Source organism: Epilithonimonas zeae, from assembly GCF_023278365.1.
Lineage (GTDB): Bacteria > Bacteroidota > Bacteroidia > Flavobacteriales > Weeksellaceae > Epilithonimonas > Epilithonimonas zeae_A.
Map to the genome: position 1 here is coordinate 2,153,286 of NZ_CP075338.1, position 19,686 is coordinate 2,172,971.

At 34.2% G+C, this 19,686-nt stretch carries 19 protein-coding genes; 3 read left to right on the top strand and 16 right to left on the bottom strand.

Features of this window, described 5'->3' with window-relative positions; translation table 11 throughout:
• Positions 1–100: 100 nt before the first annotated feature.
• The 8 genes from KI430_RS09540 to KI430_RS09575 all read right to left on the bottom strand — a co-directional run bounded on the left by KI430_RS09540 (position 101) and on the right by KI430_RS09575 (position 8,645).
• Positions 101–1,789 carry a S8 family serine peptidase gene (locus KI430_RS09540; RefSeq protein WP_248874279.1) on the bottom strand — a complete coding sequence of 563 codons (1,689 nt, stop codon included), beginning with the start codon at positions 1,787–1,789 and terminating at the stop codon, positions 101–103.
• Positions 1,790–1,906: 117 nt separating this feature from the next.
• Positions 1,907–2,521 (bottom strand): WbqC family protein, encoded by a 615-nt coding sequence (locus KI430_RS09545; protein ID WP_248874281.1) that lies wholly within the window; start codon positions 2,519–2,521, stop codon positions 1,907–1,909.
• A 316-nt stretch (positions 2,522–2,837) separates the two neighbouring features.
• Positions 2,838–4,466: a signal peptidase I gene (gene lepB / locus KI430_RS09550; RefSeq protein WP_248874283.1), complete on the bottom strand. Its 1,629-nt coding sequence runs from the start codon at positions 4,464–4,466 to the stop codon at positions 2,838–2,840.
• A gap of 89 nt (positions 4,467–4,555) precedes the next feature.
• Positions 4,556–5,254, bottom strand: coding sequence for a 4-hydroxy-tetrahydrodipicolinate reductase (gene dapB, locus KI430_RS09555; RefSeq protein ID WP_248874285.1), 699 nt, complete (start codon positions 5,252–5,254; stop codon positions 4,556–4,558).
• 19 nt (positions 5,255–5,273) lie between these two features.
• Entirely contained in the window at positions 5,274–5,903 is a 630-nt protein-coding gene (locus KI430_RS09560) for a DUF5683 domain-containing protein (protein ID WP_248874287.1), read from the bottom strand.
• On the bottom strand, positions 5,904–6,794 hold the full coding sequence (locus KI430_RS09565) for a ParB/RepB/Spo0J family partition protein (RefSeq protein WP_248874289.1): 891 nt from the start codon (positions 6,792–6,794) through the stop codon (positions 5,904–5,906).
• Positions 6,795–6,849: 55 nt separating this feature from the next.
• Positions 6,850–7,623, bottom strand: coding sequence for a ParA family protein (locus KI430_RS09570; protein ID WP_074232964.1), 774 nt, complete (start codon positions 7,621–7,623; stop codon positions 6,850–6,852).
• Positions 7,624–7,811: 188 nt separating this feature from the next.
• Positions 7,812–8,645: an energy transducer TonB gene (locus tag KI430_RS09575; protein ID WP_248874291.1), complete on the bottom strand. Its 834-nt coding sequence runs from the start codon at positions 8,643–8,645 to the stop codon at positions 7,812–7,814.
• A gap of 181 nt (positions 8,646–8,826) precedes the next feature.
• On the opposite strand from KI430_RS09575, the gene KI430_RS09580 reads away from it, so the two are divergent.
• Positions 8,827–10,158, top strand: coding sequence for an aspartyl protease family protein (locus tag KI430_RS09580; protein WP_248874294.1), 1,332 nt, complete (start codon positions 8,827–8,829; stop codon positions 10,156–10,158).
• A 33-nt stretch (positions 10,159–10,191) separates the two neighbouring features.
• A complete protein-coding gene (locus tag KI430_RS09585; RefSeq protein WP_248874296.1) occupies positions 10,192–10,713 on the top strand; it encodes a hypothetical protein in 522 nt (173 codons plus the stop codon).
• Here KI430_RS09585 and KI430_RS09590 read toward each other — a convergent pair.
• The 3 genes from KI430_RS09590 to KI430_RS09600 are packed head-to-tail and all read right to left on the bottom strand — an operon-like array spanning position 10,710 to position 12,687.
• On the bottom strand, positions 10,710–11,537 hold the full coding sequence (locus KI430_RS09590; RefSeq protein WP_248874298.1) for a glycosyltransferase family 2 protein: 828 nt from the start codon (positions 11,535–11,537) through the stop codon (positions 10,710–10,712). The genes KI430_RS09585 and KI430_RS09590 overlap by 4 nt on opposite strands.
• Positions 11,537–12,148, bottom strand: a complete 612-nt coding sequence (gene recR / locus KI430_RS09595; protein WP_074232960.1) for a recombination mediator RecR — start codon at positions 12,146–12,148, stop codon at positions 11,537–11,539. The genes KI430_RS09590 and recR overlap by 1 nt, the downstream gene beginning before the upstream one ends.
• 44 nt (positions 12,149–12,192) lie before the next feature.
• Complete coding sequence (locus tag KI430_RS09600; RefSeq protein WP_248874300.1) at positions 12,193–12,687, bottom strand: dihydrofolate reductase; 495 nt, start codon at positions 12,685–12,687, stop codon at positions 12,193–12,195.
• A 173-nt stretch (positions 12,688–12,860) separates the two neighbouring features.
• On the opposite strand from KI430_RS09600, the gene KI430_RS09605 reads away from it, so the two are divergent.
• The gene (locus tag KI430_RS09605) at positions 12,861–13,883 is read left to right on the top strand and encodes a glutaminyl-peptide cyclotransferase (protein WP_248874302.1); all 1,023 of its coding nucleotides are present in this window, start codon (positions 12,861–12,863) and stop codon (positions 13,881–13,883) included.
• Between the two features lie 51 nt (positions 13,884–13,934).
• Here KI430_RS09605 and KI430_RS09610 read toward each other — a convergent pair whose 3' ends face one another.
• From KI430_RS09610 to tsf, 5 genes are all read right to left on the bottom strand, one after another.
• Positions 13,935–14,393 (bottom strand): DUF6759 domain-containing protein, encoded by a 459-nt coding sequence (locus KI430_RS09610; RefSeq protein WP_248874304.1) that lies wholly within the window; start codon positions 14,391–14,393, stop codon positions 13,935–13,937.
• Between the two features lie 7 nt (positions 14,394–14,400).
• Complete coding sequence (gene trmB / locus KI430_RS09615; protein WP_074232956.1) at positions 14,401–15,081, bottom strand: tRNA (guanosine(46)-N7)-methyltransferase TrmB; 681 nt, start codon at positions 15,079–15,081, stop codon at positions 14,401–14,403.
• A 102-nt stretch (positions 15,082–15,183) separates the two neighbouring features.
• On the bottom strand, positions 15,184–15,987 hold the full coding sequence (locus tag KI430_RS09620; RefSeq protein ID WP_248874306.1) for a hypothetical protein: 804 nt from the start codon (positions 15,985–15,987) through the stop codon (positions 15,184–15,186).
• A 150-nt stretch (positions 15,988–16,137) separates the two neighbouring features.
• A complete protein-coding gene (locus tag KI430_RS09625) occupies positions 16,138–18,549 on the bottom strand; it encodes a choice-of-anchor L domain-containing protein (RefSeq protein ID WP_248874307.1) in 2,412 nt (803 codons plus the stop codon).
• A gap of 99 nt (positions 18,550–18,648) precedes the next feature.
• Positions 18,649–19,476 (bottom strand): translation elongation factor Ts, encoded by an 828-nt coding sequence (gene tsf, locus KI430_RS09630; protein ID WP_074232953.1) that lies wholly within the window; start codon positions 19,474–19,476, stop codon positions 18,649–18,651.
• Positions 19,477–19,686 lie beyond the last annotated feature (210 nt).

Below are 19,686 nucleotides of genomic sequence, written 5' to 3' on the forward strand. Positions count from 1 at the left end.
ATATTTAATGCTAAGTTATGATAAAAAATTATGCCAAATCATAAAAAATAAAAAATCTGAGAAGTTCCCAGATTTTTATTTTTATATAACATTCTAATTATTAAAGCTTTGTCTTATCAATAGACTTATGCAATTTTTGTTTTTTTACAGGTTTATTGGTAGATTTTATTGAAGCATCTGCTTTGTAAAAATTCTTGTAAGCATATTCTGCCGCTTTAGCAACATCTATTACACCTGCCGATCTTGACAAATTATCAAAACCATTAGCTGTACTGGTATTGGTAGTTTTTACTAAAGATTCAATAATCTGTTCTGGTTTAAGATTTGGCATATAAGCTAGCAAAACAGCAGCTGAACCAGCAACTACAGGCGACGCCATTGATGTTCCTTGTAGATATTCATATTTTCCATCCGGAACTGTGGAATAAATCTCTGAACCTGGCGCAAAAACATCTACCATCTTTTTATCATAATTGGAGAAACTAGACTTCAAAGCATTAGAATCATTAGTATTTGAACCTACTACAATCATATTGTTGATGAATGGTTTTTCATCTGATTGAGATTTGAAATTAGTTGGAAAATATTGATGTTCTGCGATATCTTCGTTTTCGTTCCCAGCCGCTTTTACCAAAAGAACGCCTTTGCTCTCTGCATATTTGAAAGCATCCCAAACCACATTTTTGCCTGGAGAAACTGGTTTCCCAAAACTCATATTAAGGATTTTAGCACCGTTATCAACTGCGTAACGAACTGCATTTGCAACATCTTTATCTCTTTCGTCTCCATCCGGAACAGCTCTTACAGTCATAATCTTAGCCACTCTGGAAGCCACACCATACTGGTTTTCTGAACCATTGGCTAGACCAGCAATAATTCCCGCAACGTGAGTTCCGTGTTTTGCGTCTGGACCTTCGTAATGGTTGTTACCATATTTTTTTTCAGAATAATCATCATAGTTGTCTCCTACGATTTCTTTTCTTGGATCAAAATCTAGATTATAACCTTTTTCAGCTTGTGGTGTAAAATAATCCAAAGCTTCTTTCATTTGACCTTTCAAGTAAGTTTCAACTTCAGCAGGTGTTTTTCCTGCAATCTGAGGATCGCCTGACATTTGAGATAGAACCTGCATCGCCATCGCTTCTTGCTGAGTAGTAGGTTTGATACTTGCTAAAGTTTCTTTAGTTAGATTTTTACCATTCAACAGTTTTACCATATCCGGAATAGCATTGTTGATCATTGTATATAGCTGTACGCTTTGTTTAGCTTCCTGACTTTTTTTAGTGAAAACATCTTTAGCTTTCATATACATTGCAAACTCTTCCGGCATTTTCGATTGGTTTGCTTTGTTTTTTGTAGAGTCATCACCTTCGAAAACAGATTGGTATTTTTTCACCACTCTGGTCACTTCCATATTATCTACATCGATGTCGCCATTTTTTCCTCCGATAAAGTTCCATCCGTAAACGTCATCTACATATCCGTTCCCGTCATCATCTATTCCGTTGTTTGGGATTTCGTTTGGATTTTTCCACATATTTTTCACCAATCCCGGATGATCCACTTCTACTCCGCTGTCCAAAACACCTACAACAACCGTTTTTGGTTTAAGACCTTTTGATTCTAAGAATTTATAAGCATTCTCCGTATTAACGCCATAAACTTTGGTTGTAGCATAATCTTTGTGATACCAAGTTTTAAGATCTTTATCATTTTCAGGAGCAGCTGTTTGTGCTGTTACTGTTGCAAAACCGGCATAAAAAGCAGCCGCTATCAATAAATGTTTCATATGTAAATTTTATTGTTTTATAAATCATATGCAATTGCAAAAAAATTTAGGAACTTATTATCAATATCCTAAATGCGATTTCATATTAGATAATTATTAAATTAAAAAAATTGGTAATTAGTTTTTATTGATATTTTTGATATAAGTCAAACTTTCTGGTCCGATGTTACAAATGAGATCAAGAATAGATAAATCTTTTATAAATCCGTTTTTGTCTGAAAAGCTTTGATAATATTCTGGCATTTCATATTCTGATTCCGATTTGGCTGAGAATTTTTCTCTAAAATCTTCTGCTTCCGGATTTTTGAAATATTCTGTTGTGAACTCATATTTTTTTTCGGTTTTCAGAACAGCAAGAATGATACCTAAAGCTTTGATGTTAAAGTCTTTTAACGATAAAATCTTTTCTGCAAATATACTTTTGAGTTTATCTTCATAAAACTCGAAATATGGTGTGCTTTGATAAGCTGTTTTTATGGATTTCCAATGGAGTTTTTGCCAATCTTCTGCAAAAGAAATTTCGATGTCTTTGATCTCTCTTTTTCCTGTATGCTTGATTGGGATAATCAAAGGTAATTTTCCATTGGCTCCGTAAATAGCTGCACGGTTTCTGTAAGTCTGCTTCGGAAAGTTTTCGAATTGTTCTAATGAGATTTCGTTTTCATTATCTAAGAAAACTGAAAACCACGAAACTGGTGGCAAATAAAATATTGGTAAAAGAACTTTTTTCATATTTTAATTATAAACTTTGCTTTTGCTTAAAGCATAAATTTTGAACGCAAAGTACGCAAAGATTTTTTTTATTATTAATATTTTAAGATTTGCAAAGATACTTCGACGAGCTCAGCATAAACTTAAAATTCATCAAAGAATAAACTCTCTGTACTTATTAAAAAAAACTTTGTCAAAGATAGTAACCTTTGACAAAGTGGTAAATATTGTTTGGAAGACTAATGCCTAGCCCCGATCGTAGCAGTTGTTTGAGCTCATCCGCCAGAGGCGGATAGCGAGTGCGAAGAGCGGGAATTAGCTCCTAATTGATTTTAAATTAATCTTCTTCTTTTTTCTTTCCGAAAAGTTTGGCGAAATAATCCCAACCGAAGAACAATACCAAAATAATCACAGCTACCCACCAATAAGATGTTTTGTTGGCTTCGCCTGTGTTCGTCGCTTTGAACATTCTGTCCCAACGGATTTTCTTACCCGGTGCCTGATAAGTAGAACTTGCATCCGAGAACAGACCTTCTACACTCATCCAAGTGAACATCGGTCTTCCCACGATATTTTCTTCCGGAACTACACCAAAAAATCTCGCATCCAAAGACGCATCGCGGTTGTCTCCAATCATCATATAATAGTTCTGCTTGATTGTATATTGATTGGTTTCCTGACCGTTAACATAGATTTTTCCGCTTTTGTTTTCAAGCTTGTTGTGCTCATACTCGGAGATAATCCATTGGTAAGTTGGCAAGGTTTCCTGATCCAGCTTTACAACATCACCTTTTTTCGGAATTCTAAGAGGTCCGTATTGATCCTGATTCCAAGGTTTGTTAATCGGATAAATCGATTGTGTTGTGTCAACGCTCTTTGTATAAGCTGTTTTATCAGCATTCAGTTTAAATCTTACGGCACCTTCTCCTTTTTTCTCGATCATTTCATGCATCTCGATTACCTGTGGAAGTGCCTTGATTTCTTTAGCGGTCTGATCCGTCAAACCTTGAAAAGCATAAATAAATCCTTCGTTAGTTTGATTTTCCTGAACCGGAAGAAAACCGAAAGTTTTGTATAATTGAGGAATGTCTAATTGCGATCCAGTTTTTACCAAATAACCGTGCTGCTGGTACTCGTCTCCAAGGATTTTTTCTGGCATATTATTCACAAATAATCTTCCGTTTCTGAACTCGATCACATCACCAGGAATACCAACGCATCTTTTCACGTAAGGATCCTTTCTGTCAATTGCGACGTGAACAGAATCCTGCGGATAATTGAAAACTACAATATCGTATCTCTTGATTTCATCATAGCCAGGAAGTCTTAAGTAGGGCAACTTTACTGCATCAACGTAAGATTTTGGATCGTCTTTAGGATTTCCCTTCTGGCCTGTATCGAAAATTGTTCCCTGTAAGAATGGTAAAGCTACCGGTCTCATTGGCATTCTGTATCCATAAGCCCATTTATTCACAAATAGGAAATCTCCTACCAACAAAGTTCTCTCCATTGAACCTGTTGGAATCCCGAACGGCTGTGTGATAAAAGCGTGAATAATGGTTGCAAAAACCACCGCAAAAGTTACAGATCCCAAGAAAGTTTCTTTCTTTTTATTTTCTTCTTCTTCGGTTTCTATCTGAGGATCTTTGCTATAATTAACAGTCGCCATAAAAATGAATGGCAAAACTACAGTCAACAGACCGTTCAGAGCACCTCTTTTTCCAAATTTTTTCATCAGGAAAATATGGAAAACCGACATCATAATCGGTCCAACAATCGGAAGATAAGATAAAATCGCCCACCATTTTGAATGGTTAGTTTCCTTAAGAATAATCAAATAATTATAAAATGGAATAAAAGACAATAATGGATTGTAACCCATTTTCTTAAATAACTTCCAAGTTGTAAGTCCCATCAAAATACTTATGATAAGAACGTAAACTGTATAAGTAATAATGTAATTCATAAATTTAGCTTTTGGCTTTTGTATGGTAGCAATTGCTTTGGGTTGCTATTTTATAATTAGTTTTTAGTATGTCGTTTTTGTTACAGTTTTTATAGACCCAAAACGTCTTTCATAGAAAAAATTCCTTTTTTATCTACAATCCATTCTGCCGCAATTACTGCTCCTAATGCAAATCCGTTTCTATTAAAAGCGGTGTGTTTAATTTCGATTTCATCTACTTCCGATCTGTAGAAAACGCTATGTGTACCCGGAACTTCATCTTCACGAATGGCAAAAATCCCTAATTCTTTATCTTTGGTTTCATCCAATTTCCAGGCTTCATACTTAGAATTTTCAATAATTCCTTCTGCAATGGAAATCGCTGTTCCGCTTGGTGCATCTTTTTTATGAATATGATGAATTTCTTCTAACTGAACTGAATATTCATTCGTGTTTGACATCAATTTAGCCAGATTTTCATTCAAAGCAAAGAACAAATTAACCCCTAAACTGAAATTAGATCCATATAAAAATGGCGTGTTATTTTCTAAAGCTAATTTTTCGATCTCTGGTTTTTTATCCAACCAACCTGTTGTTCCACATATTACAGGAATCTTGTTTTCCAGGCAAGTTTTTATATTTTCAAAAGCAACTTCGGGATTAGAAAATTCTATGGCTACATCTGCATTGTTAAGATTCTCGGTAGTTGGCGTTTCGCGTAATCTTGCAACGACTTCGTGGCCACGGCTTTGAGAAATTTCATCAATGATTTTTCCCATTTTCCCGTAACCTATTATTGCTATTTTCATTTTTTAGAATTGAATTTTATTAGAATCTGAAACTTAAGCTTAAACCAGCTTTAGTCTGATAATTACTGAATTGGTCGTTAATAACCGCTGGCGTTAATGCCAAATCCGGATCATTACGACCTTCAAATAGATGTGCATCTACAACGGCATCCACTATATTAAGAATATAAATTAACCCCGCAATTCCGATTGCGTAATCTCTTTGTCTTTTGAAACGATCTTGTGCATTTCCCAAAACAGTTTTGTTGACTCCATTGATGCCATCAAACTCGTGCGGAAGCCCATTGAGTTCAGCAATAAATGCATTTCTATATCGTTTATAGTTTTTATCATTCCAAAGCGCAATACCAACTCCAGTTCCTACAGCTCCCCAAACAAGAGGAATTTTCCAGTATTTTTTATTGTAAAATTGGCCCAAACCTGGTAAAACGGCAGAATATAAACCTGCTTTTATAGGACTCAGTTTTGTGAGTTTTGCCGGTGCATTTTTATCCGCAATATCTCCAAGAATCTGAGCTTCAGATAATGGTTTTGCAGCAGGAATGCTATCTTTCGGATGATTTTCTACACGTATTGTATCATTGCGATTGACTTGTGAAAAAATCAAACAAAAAGAAAAAAACAAAAAAATCGAAAGTACTTTCTTCATTTATCTGATGTGAGCAAGAATGCTTTCCAGCTCTTCTTCATTTTTAAAATCAAGGACAATTTTACCTTTCTTTCCATTTGCTGCAGTTTTGATCTCGACATTCACATTGAGAATATCAGCCAGATTTTTCTGAGCCCTCTTCACGTGATTGGGAACCAAAGTCTGCTTTATCACTTTTTCTTTTTCCTGCGGATTCTTCATCTGACCTGCCAATTGCTCAGCTTGTCTCACATTCAATTGGAGTTCTATAATTTTATCAAATAACAACTTGCGTTTTTCATCAGAATCCAATCCCATAATTGCACGACCATGACCAGCCGAAATCTGGCCGCTTCTGATTCCATTCTGTATATCCGGCGTCAACTTGAGTAAACGAACACTATTGGTAATTGTACTTCTCTCTTTCCCTACTCTTTGGCTAAGATTTTCCTGAGTCATCCCAACCTCATCCAAAAGTCTTTGATAAGTCAAAGCCACTTCTATAGGATCAAGATCTTCTCTCTGGATATTTTCTACCAAAGCCATCTCCAGCAAAACCTGATCGTTTACCAAACGGATGTAGGCAGGAATAGATGCTAACCCCGCAATTTTAGAAGCACGATAACGTCTTTCTCCAGAAATAATTTCGAATTTCTCGCCATCTTTTCTTAGCGTAATTGGCTGGATAATGCCTAAACTTTTGATAGATTCGGCAAGATCACTCAATGCTTTTTCGTCAAAATAAGTTCTTGGCTGATTGGGATTCGGGTAAATATCTTCAATCGAAACTTCAACGATATTTCCAACCAAAGTTTTTGCACCTTCGTCCGAAGCAGAGTTGATATTGGTTTTGCTTTCAGCATTCAGAATCGCGCCTAGACCACGACCCATTGCTCTTGTTTTGTCTCTCATTTTATAAATGATATAATTAATTAATGATAATTGATAGATTTTATCTCAAATCATTTTAATTTTTAACTAATTTTTCGTTTTTCAGAAGAACCTCTTCTGCTAACTGAATATATTGAATAGCACCTTTGCTTTCCGCATCATATTTCAAGATACTCTCTCCAAAACTTGGCGCTTCACTTAAACGTACATTTCGGCTGATAATTGTTTCAAAAACCATTTCCGGGAAATGGGAATTAACTTCTTCCACTACTTGATTGGATAATCTCAAACGGCTGTCATACATCGTCAACAACAATCCTTCGATGTCCAGATTCTGATTATGGATTTTTTGTACATTCTTCACGGTATTCAATAATTTACCAAGACCTTCCAAAGCAAAATACTCGCACTGGATCGGAATAATTACTGAATCTGCGGCTGTTAAAGCATTAATTGTAATCAAACCTAAACTTGGCGCACAATCTATAATGATATAATCGTACTCATCTTTGATAGGTTTCAATGCTTCACGCATCATATACTCTCGGTTGTCTTTATCAACCAATTCTATCTCGGCAGCAACCAAATCTATATGGGAAGGGATAATATCCACGTTGGGAGAACTTGTCGGCAAGATGCATTTTGAAACTTCCGCACTATGCTCCAACAAATTGTAGGTAGAAAAATTAACTTCTTCCACCCCAAGACCAGATGTCGCATTAGCCTGCGGATCTGCATCTATCAAAAGAACTCTCTTTTCCAAAACACCCAAAGCTGATGCCAGATTAACGGCTGTTGTTGTTTTTCCAACTCCGCCTTTCTGATTCGCAACGCCTATAATTTTTCCCATAAAAATGAATTTAATCCTCAAAAATACAATTTTTTAGGACTAAGAATGTTTTGAAAATCCGATCAACTCGTTAAAGTATTGTTAATTAACAACTTGACAAATAAAAAAATTATCCACATTTCGACTGGAAATGTGGATAATTATAAAACTCTAATTAAATCAATATCAATATAACATTGATAATCAATCTATTCTATTCTCATAGAAATCGGCATTCTGAAAGATGATCTTACGGTTTTACCATTCAGTTGAGCCGGTGTCCATTTTGATTTTATAGATTTCACGGTTCTTTCTGCTTCTTTATTAAAATCGGAATTCTGTCCGTTAATTTTGATATTAGAAATACTTCCATCTTTTTCAACAACAAAGGTAATCACGCCAGAAACCATACCTGATTGATCAACAGATTCTGTATCGAAACCTTGAGCTACTTTTTGACGAAATGCATCAATTCCTCCTTTAAAATTAGCTGCAACATCAACTTCATCTGGCTTTCTCACTTTATCCGGATCTTCCACAACTGCTGGTGGCGCAACTGGAGGAGTGTAAGGTGCAACAGTTGGCGGACCTGTAATTACCGGAGGAGCCGTAACCATTGTTGTTTCTGGACCTGCGGAAGTTACATTGCTGATTGCAGCATTTTTTTTGTCATCATCTGTTGGCTCTGGTTTATTCTTTTTCACAACTCTTACAGGCGTATATTCCGGAGATGCTACAGTTTTAACTTTTGGAGGAATGACAGCAGCTTGTTGAGTAACTGGTGGCTCGTAAATATCAACTGGTGTTAAATCAAATACTGGCGGGCAGGCATGTGTAATTACTGAATCATTATTTGACATTGCAGAAATAACTAAAGGAATAATAGACAGCGAACCAAAGAAAGCAACTCCTACAAGTAATGCTTTTGTTAACTGATTAGAATACTCATTTCTAAGAGCATAGGCGCCATAAGCTTTATTTCTATTAGCGAAAACAATTTCGTCCATACGATCTTTCCCAAATACTTGTAGTAAATTTTTCATAACGATAAAATAAATTTTAATTAAACAATTGATAATGTTTTTTATAATTAAATAAAAACATATCAAATAACATTCCAATTTTTAGATAAAAAATCAACTATTCTATGGAATACATAAATATTATTTAATTTTAATTGAAAAATTATTAAACTTGTAAAGAATTAATAAGTAATTTAATCTAATGAAAATCAAACTGTTTTTCTGTATTTTTTGGAGTTTCTGGATCTCGGCTCAGGATGGCTTTGTCTTGGAAAATGCAGATAAAACGGTCATAAAATTCAAGTTGATTAACAACTTAATTTTCATTCCAATGACTGTAAATGGTGTTGAACTCAATTTTATGTTGGATTCTGGGATTGCAGAAACTTTGCTTTTCAGTTTAGAAAATAAGGAAGTCGATTTTAAAAATATTGAAAAAATTACCTTCAAAGGTTTAGGGGAAACTGTAAGTGTTGAAGCTTTGAAATCGATAAAAAATAATATCAAAATTGGAAATCATTTCATTGATAAATCTCACACCGTTTTTATAGTTCTAGATGAAGATTTTAATATCTCTCAGGATATCGGCGTTCCTGTAAATGGAATTATTGGTTATTATTTTTTCAAAAATCATCCGATAGAAATCAATTATTTAAAAAAAACAATTACGGTTTACAAAGACAGCTCTAAATTTCCAAAAAGAGTAAAAAGATACGCCGAATTCCCAATGACAGTGGAACTCAACAAACCTTATATGTCGGCTGACGTGGAAATGAAACACGATAAACAAAGCTCTAAACTTCTTCTAGATTTAGGGAATACAGATTCGGTTTGGTTGTTTCCGGTTTTGATTAAAGATTTTGTTTACAACCGTCCGAATATTGATGATTTTCTGGGAAGAGGTTTCAGCGGTGATATTTTTGGAAAAAGGAGCAGAATCAATTCTTTATCCATCGGCAATTTCAGACTTAACAAACCCATTGCTTCTATGCCGGATGAGTTTTCTATCCAACATCTTAATCTTGTAAAAGATAGGAAAGGCTCTATTGGTTCAGAAATATTAAGACGTTTTTCTATTATTTTTGATTATCCTGGGAAGAAAATTTATTTCAAACCCAATCAGCACTTGGATGATCCATTCCTGATAGACGGCAGTGGATTGGAACTAAAACAAGACGGTTTAATCTGGGAAAAGGAACAAGTAAAAGTTGAAACTGCTAAAAAAAATTCAGCAGGCAATGAAATCAATGTTTTGGATAACAGTAATACTTTCCAATATAAATTTTCATTGAAACCGGTTTTCATTGTATCAGGAACCAGAAAAGATTCGCCAGCGCAAAAAGCTGGAATTCTGAAAAACGATGAGCTCATAACAATCGACAATAAACCTGCTAAAGAAATGACATTGAGCAAAATACACGCTATCCTTAAAACCAATATCAGCAGAAAAATAAAACTCGAAATCAAAAGAAATGGTTTACCTATGAAAGTTGATTTCACCTTGGAAGACCCAATCCCATATATTGAGGAATAATTATTGAATGTCCAATTAATTGAACCAAAAACTATGAGCGAAACCCTCAATCATATCAGAAACAGACCGAGATTCAAACTTTACACGCATCTTTCTTTGGAGGAATATGAAGTTAATCTTAAACAATATTTGAATGACAATAAGGACAAATTCTATGGAAATATCAATAAAGAAGTTGCAACAATCTATGTGAAAATGAAGGAAGACAATTATTGGAAACCTAATCTGGCTTTGAGAATTGAAAAAGATGAAGACACTGACACAACCGTTATTCGAGGAATTTTTGGACCAAGCTCTGCTGTGTGGACATTTTTTATGTTTCTCTATTTTCTCTTTACCATTGCGTGGATGACATTCTTCACACTTTATTATGTTGAGAAACAAATTAAAACAGACAATTATCCTTGGGCTTTACCTTGCTCATTTGTCGTTTTAGTTTTTATCGGATTGACGTATTTTGCTGCAAGATTTGGACAATATAAAGCCAAAAATGAAATGTTGGAATTAAGAAAATTTGCAGAAGAATCTACCCTGCCGTTTGAAAAAGATATTTAAATTTTTGATTCCTCAAGGAAATATTTGAACTTCAGACCTGCTTTCATCAATAGATATTGAAACGGCTTTTGTTTTTTGTAATATTTATCGATAAAGATATTCATTGCGCCGAAAAAATGATTTAGATAAACTTTATCTTTTACTGTGCTTTCACCTTTGTAATGAAGAATTGAATATTTACCGTAATAAAAATTTCTGTAACCTTTTCTGAGAATCGTATAGCAAAGGTCAATATCTTCTCCGTACATAAAATAACGCTCGTCGAAACCACCAACTTCCTGATAAACCGATTTTTTCATCAGAAGATTAGCACCCGTCATTATCTCAACCTCAGCAATATTGAACTCACCAATATCATTTCTATAATAGGTTTTTGTCTTGTCGCTAAACGAAGTAAATAATTTCTCGAAAGAATTAACCAAAGCCGGTACAGAACGTTTACTTTCCGGCAAAAAAACGCCTTCTAAATTATGCATCCTAAGCCCCAGAGATCCAAACTTTTCTTTAGAATCTGCAAAATCGAGAACTTCTTTAAAATAATTACCTTCAATTTCTGTATCCGGATTCAGGATATAAACATATTCTCCTTTTGCAGAATTGACACCAATGTTATTGGCTTTTGAAAAACCAAAATTTTTGTCGAGGCTGATAAAGTTAACTTCAGAAAATTCAGAGATCAAAGTTTTCCAATCAGAGTTTGGAGAATTATTATCAACTACAATAATTTCATATTCAAAACCCTGAAAATATTTTTGAATAGAAAGGATACAGTTCCTTAATAAATCCTTTACTTGATAATGAACAATGATGACACTTACTTTCATTAGCCGGCTTCGTTATAAGCAGTTCTGTTGGTTATAGATCTTCCCAAAGAAATCTCGTCTGCATACTCTAACTCATCCCCTACCGCAATTCCTCTGGCAATACTTGAAAATATAACCTGTGAACTTTTGAATTTTTTATAAATATAGTAAGCTGTTGTATCGCCTTCCATTGTTGCACTAAGTGCAAAAATCAATTCTTTTACAACGCCTTCTCCTATTTTCTTTTCTATACTTCCGATTCTTAACTGGCTCGGACCAATCCCTTCCATTGGAGAAATCTTCCCACCCAGAACCAAATATTTTCCTTTGTATTTCCCTGTATTTTCAATCGCCATCACATCTCGAACATCTTCTACAATACAAAGAAGTTCGTCATTCCTCTTCTCATCATTACAAATATCACAAACTTCTGAGTCTGAGAAATTGTGACATTCTTTGCAATATTTGATATCTGTCACTAAGTTTTGTATCGAAGACCCCAAAGAAATACCTTGAGAAGCCGGCTGACGCAACAAATGCAACGCCAAGCGAAGCGCAGATTTTCTGCCAATTCCGGGCAAACCAGCGATTTCTTCAACAGCTTTCGATAAAACTTTACTTGGATAATCCATTATTAAGAAACCAGATTCAAGAAATAAGAATCAGGAGAGAAATTTTAATCTTTATTAATTTTTTCAAATGTTTGGAAACAGAAATCATAATCATTTTTATCATCTTTGGAATGACATTCTTCGTCTGTCTTCTGCCAGATTTTTGGATCTATTTTCGGAAAAAAAGTATCTGCTTCAAAATCTCCGTTCACTTGCGTGATTTCTAATTTATCAGCAACTTCCATTGTTTGCTTGTAAATTTCGCCGCCGCCAATTACAAAGAAATCTTCATTGATTTTTTTTGCAAATTTCAAAGCTTCTTTCAATGTAGATACAATCAAAATACCTTCCTGAAACCAGTTTTCCTTTCTGCTGACAACAATATTGGTACGATTAGGTAATGCTTTACCAATACTTTCATATGTTTTTCTTCCCATCACGACAGGATGATTTTCTGTAAGTGTTTTGAAATGTTTCAAATCTTTTGGAAGCTTCCACAGCAATTGGTTATCTTTTCCCAAAGCATTCTTGTTTCCAATAGCAGCAATTATCGTAATCATATTTACAAATCTACATGATTATGTTTAATTAAGAAAAATTTATGAGATTTTAGTTTTTATTATTTCGTATTTTTGGCAAAATGTTAATAATAGGACATTATCGATAATTGTTTAGGTAAAATCGATTATAAAAAAATGAAACCGCAAAAGCGGAAAATTCAAGAATAATTCTAATGAAAAAAATTTTTATAGCATCAGCTTTTGCTTTACTTATTCTGGCAAGTTGTAACAAGGACAAAGAAATCCTCAATACTTTGAATGACTATAACATTGGACAACAAAGCAAAGGCTATCATTTTGGCGATAAACTGCAGTTGCCCCAGGATGTTTTGGATTACGCAGAAGCCATCACGATAAGTTATGGAGATAAAGAAAGTAGCAACTTGACAATTGATCCTAATTTTTTCTCTTTGGGAGAGAATGATGTAACTTTCAACATCAAAACCAAAGGTGGCGAAGTTCTACAACAAGACGCAACCATCAATGTTTTTGCTAAAGCTAAAGCCAGAAAAATATCTTATGAAGTTGTGAATCAATATCCGCATGATGCGAAAAACTTTGTTCAAGGTTTCCAGATTGACGGCGATATTGTTTATGAATCTGATGGACAAAATGGTCAATCCAGACTCTTGACTTATAAACTAGGATCTACTGAGCCAATCATCAGTGTTTCTCAACCACAGGAGATTTTCTCTGAAGGAAGTACAATTGTAGGAGATAAAGTATATCAGCTAACTTGGCAAAATAAAAAAGGTTTTATCTACGATAAAAATACTTTAAAGTTGCTGAGTGAATTTGCTTATCCGGAAGCCATAGGTGAAGGCTGGGGCTTGACTTATGACGGAAAAGATTTAATTTTATCAGACGGAACAAAAACAATTTATTTCCTAGATCCGGCAAATCCTTCTAAAATATTAAGAACAATTGCTGTTGCAAGTGACACCGAAGGTTATGACCAACTCAACGAACTAGAATACCATAATGGTTCTATCTACGCAAACGTTTGGCATAAACCAATTATTTTACAAATAAATCCGGCTAATGGAGAAGTAACTGGAATTCTGGACTTAACCAATATTGTAAAACAAAGTTCAACTGGTGGTGAAGATGTTCTGAACGGCATTGCTTTCAAAGGTGAAAACATGGTCATTACCGGAAAAAACTGGAGCAGAATCTACGAAGTGGTTATAAAATAATCTCTAATATAAACTCATAAAAAAACGCTTCAAAAATTTGAAGCGTTTTTTTTATTGTAATGATGCTACGGTATTGTTTGCGGCATTTGATGTATTTACGACCGTATATTTTATACTTAACTGTGTATTTTCAGAAAACGTTTTGTAAACCTTATATTGACTCTGGCAAACCTGAGATTTCATCTCATACTCTCCTCTTTCTACAACAATACTTTCGCTTTTCCTGGCTGCTACAGGCAGACTGTAGTGGTTATTGCCAGAAATATCCATCGTAAAATCACAATCTGACTCGTTACTGATAACCAAAACCATACTTTTATTAGATTCATCACTATTAAAGAGCTGGTTAAGCAATGTAACTGCTTTTTCTTCAGCGCCAAGTTTTTTTGGAGCTTGTTTTAATAGATCCGTTTCTAAAATAACATTCGTGTTTTTTCCTACAAAAACCGGTGAAACCACAGAATTACCAGTAGCACAGCTTGTTAAAAAACAACTACCTATAAGTAGCAAAAATAATTTATTCATCCTTTAGTCTGAATTTGATGTAAGTAATTGTTTTGCCTTTAGATGAAAATAAATCTTCATAATAAGTTCTAATATCTTTTAATAATGGGGTGTCCGGTTGATATTCTGCAGCGCCATAGATATCGTGATGCGCCGTAAGAATATGATGTCCCAGACCTTGCAACAATCCTAAAGTATAACCGTGTAAATATTCTGAATCTGTTTTCAGGTGAATAATTCCGTCTTTCTTAAGAATATGTTTGTATTTTTCCAAAAACTCAGGATTGGTCAATCTGTGCTTGGTTCTTCTGTATTTGATTTGTGGATCTGGAAAAGTAATCCAAATCTCAGAAACTTCGTTCTCAGCAAATAGATTTTCTATCAATTCTATCTGAGTTCTGAGAAATGCTACATTTTTCAGATTGTCACGTATTGCTTCCTTAGCACCAAACCAAAACCTTGCTCCTTTTATATCAATCCCAATAAAATTTTTATCCGGAAATGCTTTTGCCAGACCTACAGAATATTCTCCTTTTCCGCATCCTAACTCCAAAACTATCGGTTTATCGTTACCAAAGAATTCGTTCCATTTTCCCTTGTACTGAAAGTCATTAATAGCCTGTTCTCTTGTTGGCTGAATGACATTTGGTAATATTGTATTTTCTCTAAACCTCGCTGCTTTGTTTTTCCCCATTTTTTAAATTTTCTGTAAGCTTCTAAAAACGTGATAAAAATAAACATTTTTATCTAATTCCAATAAATAATTAATAATATTAAGTTTTTTATAAAAATAAAATCATTCTTTTTTCAAATCTTCTGTAACCTGCATCAAATGTGAGTTTTGTAATCTTCTCAAATAAATAGGAAGGTATTTTTCTATATAAACTTTGGTAGCCTCGTAATTATTTGACTCTAGAAATATAGAAATATTGTCTGAGCTGTAGATAAACTGAAGAAAATTCGGGATCAATTCTTTTGGAATTTTAAGTCTTGTAAAATAGTCATCGCCAAAATAATCCTGAAGACTTTTGATTCCCTGACTCATTTTTTCATATTGATAATAACGCTCTTTTTTCTTCTTTTCTCCAGAAATCAAATCAAAAATACTATCGATACTAAAACTAAGCCCTTGATTGAAAGATAAAACCGGAATCTCAGGAGAAGTTCCGTCGCCTTTTGGCTCTGGTAAACCAATCATTTTTTTAAGTTCAAATACTTTCTCGGAACCTTTCAGCATCGCAACATCTCTTCTAAGGTTACCTGTCGGTTTAAAGGAACTCAGAATCACTTCCTGAATTTCATAATAAGCAATCTGAAGTTCTATGAAATTCTTTTTCCTTGACAGCATTTCCTTTGTAACCTCTATATCTTTTCTTTCCGTAGCAATGGATGTAAATCTCAGAACCTCGCCTTCTTTAACTGCAATTTTGAACTCACCATTATAATTCGCCAAAACACTTTTGTGTGCATTGATATTGGTTACATAGACTTGATTAAGATAAAGGCTGGACTTATCTCTAATAAAAATTTCACCTTCAAAATCTTGTCCGTAAACCACAGTAATACAGAACAATAGCGCAATTGTAAATATCTTCTTCATATAATCGGCAAATTTATAGAGAATAAGTGGAGTATTGCTATAAAAAAAAGCCAATAAGGTTAAAATTTTATTAAACTTTATCGGCTTTTTGTTAAGTAATTAGAATAACAATCTTTTTTAGAAAAGAAGTGTTAAAACATTGATGTTTTTTTAATCTGAGTTTCTGTTTTTTAGGAGTATCCAACCGGTTTTTTGCACTCTGTTAGGGTTTCCAGATTCGTTCCACTGTAAGATATACCAATATGATGCTGTTGGCAGAGATCTCCCCCTAAACTTACCATCCCATTTATATTGATTTTCGGACGATCCTTTAAAAACCAAAACACCATTTCTATCATAAACTTCTAGTCGAGGTTCTATTTTGGTCATCAAACCAGAGTAATCTATAACATCGTTGTAACCGTCATCATTTGGAGTTATTACATTTTTTTCATTAATGATATAAAAAGTTTGTAACACAGAACCACATTTATCCTTAACCTCAACTGTATGTTGTCCTTTGGAGACATTTTCAATAACATTCGAAGACTGTTTGTTTCCATCTAGAAAATATTGATAAGAAGGAATACCATTAGAAGCCTGAATCGTTATTTTATTGTCCTCAATCAAAACATTATTAATGATTAAATCCTGAGGTTCTGATATTTTAACTGACTGTTTATAAACACAGTCATTAAATCCAAGTTCTACAATATAATCGCCTGCGGATAGATTTCCTGATTTACGTTGATCGCTAATCATTATTGATGGATCGGATGCCTTATACCATTTGTAGGAACTGAAACCCATACTCATAGATGGATCTGCATCCAGATTTATAAGTGAGTTTTTACAAATTACAGTATCTTGAATAGCTGTTGATTTTTTTGGTTGTTTAAAATTGAATTTAATTTCTGCAACATTATCACAAAACCCTAGTTGATGAAAACGAACAAAAAAAGATGGAGTTTTATTTTTATCATCCAAAGTGATAGTTGTATTGGACAAATATTCTTTTGAATCTTTATTATTAGCTCCTATTCTAGATTTGTAGAAATCCAGTCTACCATCAAAACCTGTAGGTATCAAAGAATTAATAAAATCGGGACTTGATATATCCACTTCTTTCTCTCCTTCTAATTTTTCGTCACAAATATCAAACGGCTTCAAACTTACACTATTATCAAACGAGCTTAATGCATTTTTTGTTAAAGTTATTTTAGTCAATGTAGGATTGCAACTTCCTGGTTTTAACCACATATAAACATCTTTTGATGCTGAGTTAAATTTTACATTAGTAATAGCTGCTTCAGTTGGATTATTAATATTAGCTGGAGGATATTCAAAATATTTAATATCAAATCCATAATCCTGCGAAAGATTGGAAACAACTTGCGAAGTATATGTGTTAAGAATTACATCTGCATTTCCATCAAGATCTTCATCGCAGATATTGTTGAAATTTGTAGCTCCAATAATTGGTAGAATTTGTGGCTCAATATTAATATGCCCCTTAAGTTTACAATTTGTATCAAGGTCTATTTCTACCTCATAATAACCATAATTAGTATTATCAACCAAAAATTTAGGAATCATTCCGTTTGCTACCAAGACTCCATTTCTATACCATTTGTAATTTGTTGCAACACCTTGCACTGGAGACGGTGTTGCATCGATTTCGTGGGTTCCCGTTGCACAAAGAGCTGTTCCTGTCTCTAAACTTAAATCTGAGCCAAGATCCTTAATACCAACAAAACTCCCCGCTTTTAAAAAGACAGCAGAATCGTGAGTCGGGTTGCTTTCATCACCAATTACTAATTTGATATGATATTTTTTTCCAATTTCCACATCAGCTGTTGCTGTTAAAATTTTGGTTTGTCCGTTAAAATTAGTTGGAGAAAGAGAAGTAGAAGTTTGCGGATTGAAGCTTCCAAAGTAGTCCTCATTCTTACTTGGACAATTACCTCCGCCTCCTCTTATATTAACGACCGATACCGGCTGATTAGTGCCGGGAACTAAGGCTATATTTGTATAAGGACCAGCACTGCCAACTGGCTTTATAAGAAATGCAAATATATCAGAATACCCACAACCAGTTACAGATTTAAATTTATCATATTCTTCTGAAAGAAACATATACTCGAAGCTGACTTTGTCACTGATAGAAGAAATAAAATCAAACTCCAGATAAGTTGCATTGGTATTAAGAACCCCCAACAGGTCATATAAATCCGTATCTCCTCCCCAGCCACTTCCAATCTCGCTTTGCAAAGCATCATTTGGACCAGGTGCTTTCAAAACATTACCTGTAGATAAAATAATACCCTTATCGATATCAAAATTGCTTGTTCCTTTATCAAAATAACCGTAGCTAGCACCTCCCGATGTAATATTCCCACCTTTAACGGTGACATTTGAAACCGAGATACAAGTCGATACCTTTGCATCCAAAAACTCTTCCACCAATTGCTGAGGTGTATATGTCGTAACATCTACATTTATAAATTGTGCTTGGATAAGATTACTACCAAAGCTTAGTATAGCAATAAAAACAAGATAATATGAACAATCTAACCGCTTCATTTAAAATAATATGGATTGCAAATTTACTCCGAAATTTCATAACAAAAAATCCTGCTACAAAATATAGCAGGATTTTAAATTATGATTTAAGTACTAAGATTAAGCAAGAGCAACTCTTACAAAACCTGTTACTTTAAGATCTGCATTCACAGATTTTACATAATCAGCAACTGACATGCTAGAATCCTTGATGAAATCTTGGTGTACCAAAGTGTTGTCTTTGTAGAATCTCTGCATTTTACCTTTCAAGATATTGTCGATAATGTTTGCAGGCTTACCTTCTTCTGTTAGTTTATGTCTTTCGATTTCCAATTCTTTATCGATAGTTTCCTGAGAAACCGCATTTTCGTCAAGAGCAATTGGGTTCATTGCAGCAACTTGCATAGAAACCGCTTTTGCAGCCTCATCAGCACCTTCAGCCTTAGCAGAAAGAGAAGTGATTGCAGCAATCTTATTTCCAGCGTGGATATAAGCGCCCAAGAAAGGCCCTTCAATTCTTTCGAATGCTCCTATCTCGATTTTCTCACCGATAACACCTGTTTGCTCGATTAATTTGTCAGCAACAGTCATTCCGTGGAAATCTGTAGCCAATAATTCCTCTTTAGTAGCAGCAAAAATTGCCATTTCAGCTAATTCATAAGCCAACTCGATGAATGCTTCGTTTTTAGCAACGAAATCAGTTTCACAGTTCAAAGAGATCACAACACCTAAAGTGTTATCCTCATTTACTCTTGCAATAACTGCACCTTCAGAAGAATCTCTGTCTGCTCTGTTAGCAGCCACTTTTTGTCCTTTTTTTCTAAGGATGTCGATTGCTTTTTCGAAATCTCCCTCAGCTTCTACTAAAGCTTTTTTGCAGTCCATCATTCCTGCACCTGTCGTGTTTCTTAGTTTTGCTACGTCTGCAGCTACTGGTGTGTAAGACATAATATTGATTATTTTTTTATTTTAATTTTATTTTACCTCCTTCATGTTTTTCAGCGTGCAAATATAGTGATTTTTATAAAAATATTGAGCACCAAAAAACAATCTTAATAAAATTAGAACATTGTGGCATTTTTTTCAAATTCGGTGAAAAATCTAATTAATTTTTAATCTAATTTTCATACCATTTCACAAGATTTAATTTATTTTTAC

Excerpts from the sequence above, each read along its gene's own strand:
- KI430_RS09540 (WP_248874279.1), bottom strand. The coding sequence starts at position 1,789 with ATGAAACATTTATTGATAGCGGCTGCTTTTTATGCCGGTTTTGCAACA.
- KI430_RS09545 (WP_248874281.1), bottom strand. The coding sequence starts at position 2,521 with ATGAAAAAAGTTCTTTTACCAATATTTTATTTGCCACCAGTTTCGTGG.
- lepB (WP_248874283.1), bottom strand. The coding sequence starts at position 4,466 with ATGAATTACATTATTACTTATACAGTTTACGTTCTTATCATAAGTATT.
- dapB (WP_248874285.1), bottom strand. The coding sequence starts at position 5,254 with ATGAAAATAGCAATAATAGGTTACGGGAAAATGGGAAAAATCATTGAT.
- KI430_RS09560 (WP_248874287.1), bottom strand. The coding sequence starts at position 5,903 with ATGAAGAAAGTACTTTCGATTTTTTTGTTTTTTTCTTTTTGTTTGATT.
- KI430_RS09565 (WP_248874289.1), bottom strand. The coding sequence starts at position 6,794 with ATGAGAGACAAAACAAGAGCAATGGGTCGTGGTCTAGGCGCGATTCTG.
- KI430_RS09570 (WP_074232964.1), bottom strand. The coding sequence starts at position 7,623 with ATGGGAAAAATTATAGGCGTTGCGAATCAGAAAGGCGGAGTTGGAAAA.
- KI430_RS09575 (WP_248874291.1), bottom strand. The coding sequence starts at position 8,645 with ATGAAAAATTTACTACAAGTATTTGGGAAAGATCGTATGGACGAAATT.
- KI430_RS09580 (WP_248874294.1), top strand. The coding sequence starts at position 8,827 with ATGAAAATCAAACTGTTTTTCTGTATTTTTTGGAGTTTCTGGATCTCG.
- KI430_RS09585 (WP_248874296.1), top strand. The coding sequence starts at position 10,192 with ATGAGCGAAACCCTCAATCATATCAGAAACAGACCGAGATTCAAACTT.
- KI430_RS09590 (WP_248874298.1), bottom strand. The coding sequence starts at position 11,537 with ATGAAAGTAAGTGTCATCATTGTTCATTATCAAGTAAAGGATTTATTA.
- recR (WP_074232960.1), bottom strand. The coding sequence starts at position 12,148 with ATGGATTATCCAAGTAAAGTTTTATCGAAAGCTGTTGAAGAAATCGCT.
- KI430_RS09600 (WP_248874300.1), bottom strand. The coding sequence starts at position 12,687 with ATGATTACGATAATTGCTGCTATTGGAAACAAGAATGCTTTGGGAAAA.
- KI430_RS09605 (WP_248874302.1), top strand. The coding sequence starts at position 12,861 with ATGAAAAAAATTTTTATAGCATCAGCTTTTGCTTTACTTATTCTGGCA.
- trmB (WP_074232956.1), bottom strand. The coding sequence starts at position 15,081 with ATGGGGAAAAACAAAGCAGCGAGGTTTAGAGAAAATACAATATTACCA.
- KI430_RS09620 (WP_248874306.1), bottom strand. The coding sequence starts at position 15,987 with ATGAAGAAGATATTTACAATTGCGCTATTGTTCTGTATTACTGTGGTT.
- KI430_RS09625 (WP_248874307.1), bottom strand. The coding sequence starts at position 18,549 with ATGAAGCGGTTAGATTGTTCATATTATCTTGTTTTTATTGCTATACTA.
- tsf (WP_074232953.1), bottom strand. The coding sequence starts at position 19,476 with ATGTCTTACACACCAGTAGCTGCAGACGTAGCAAAACTAAGAAACACG.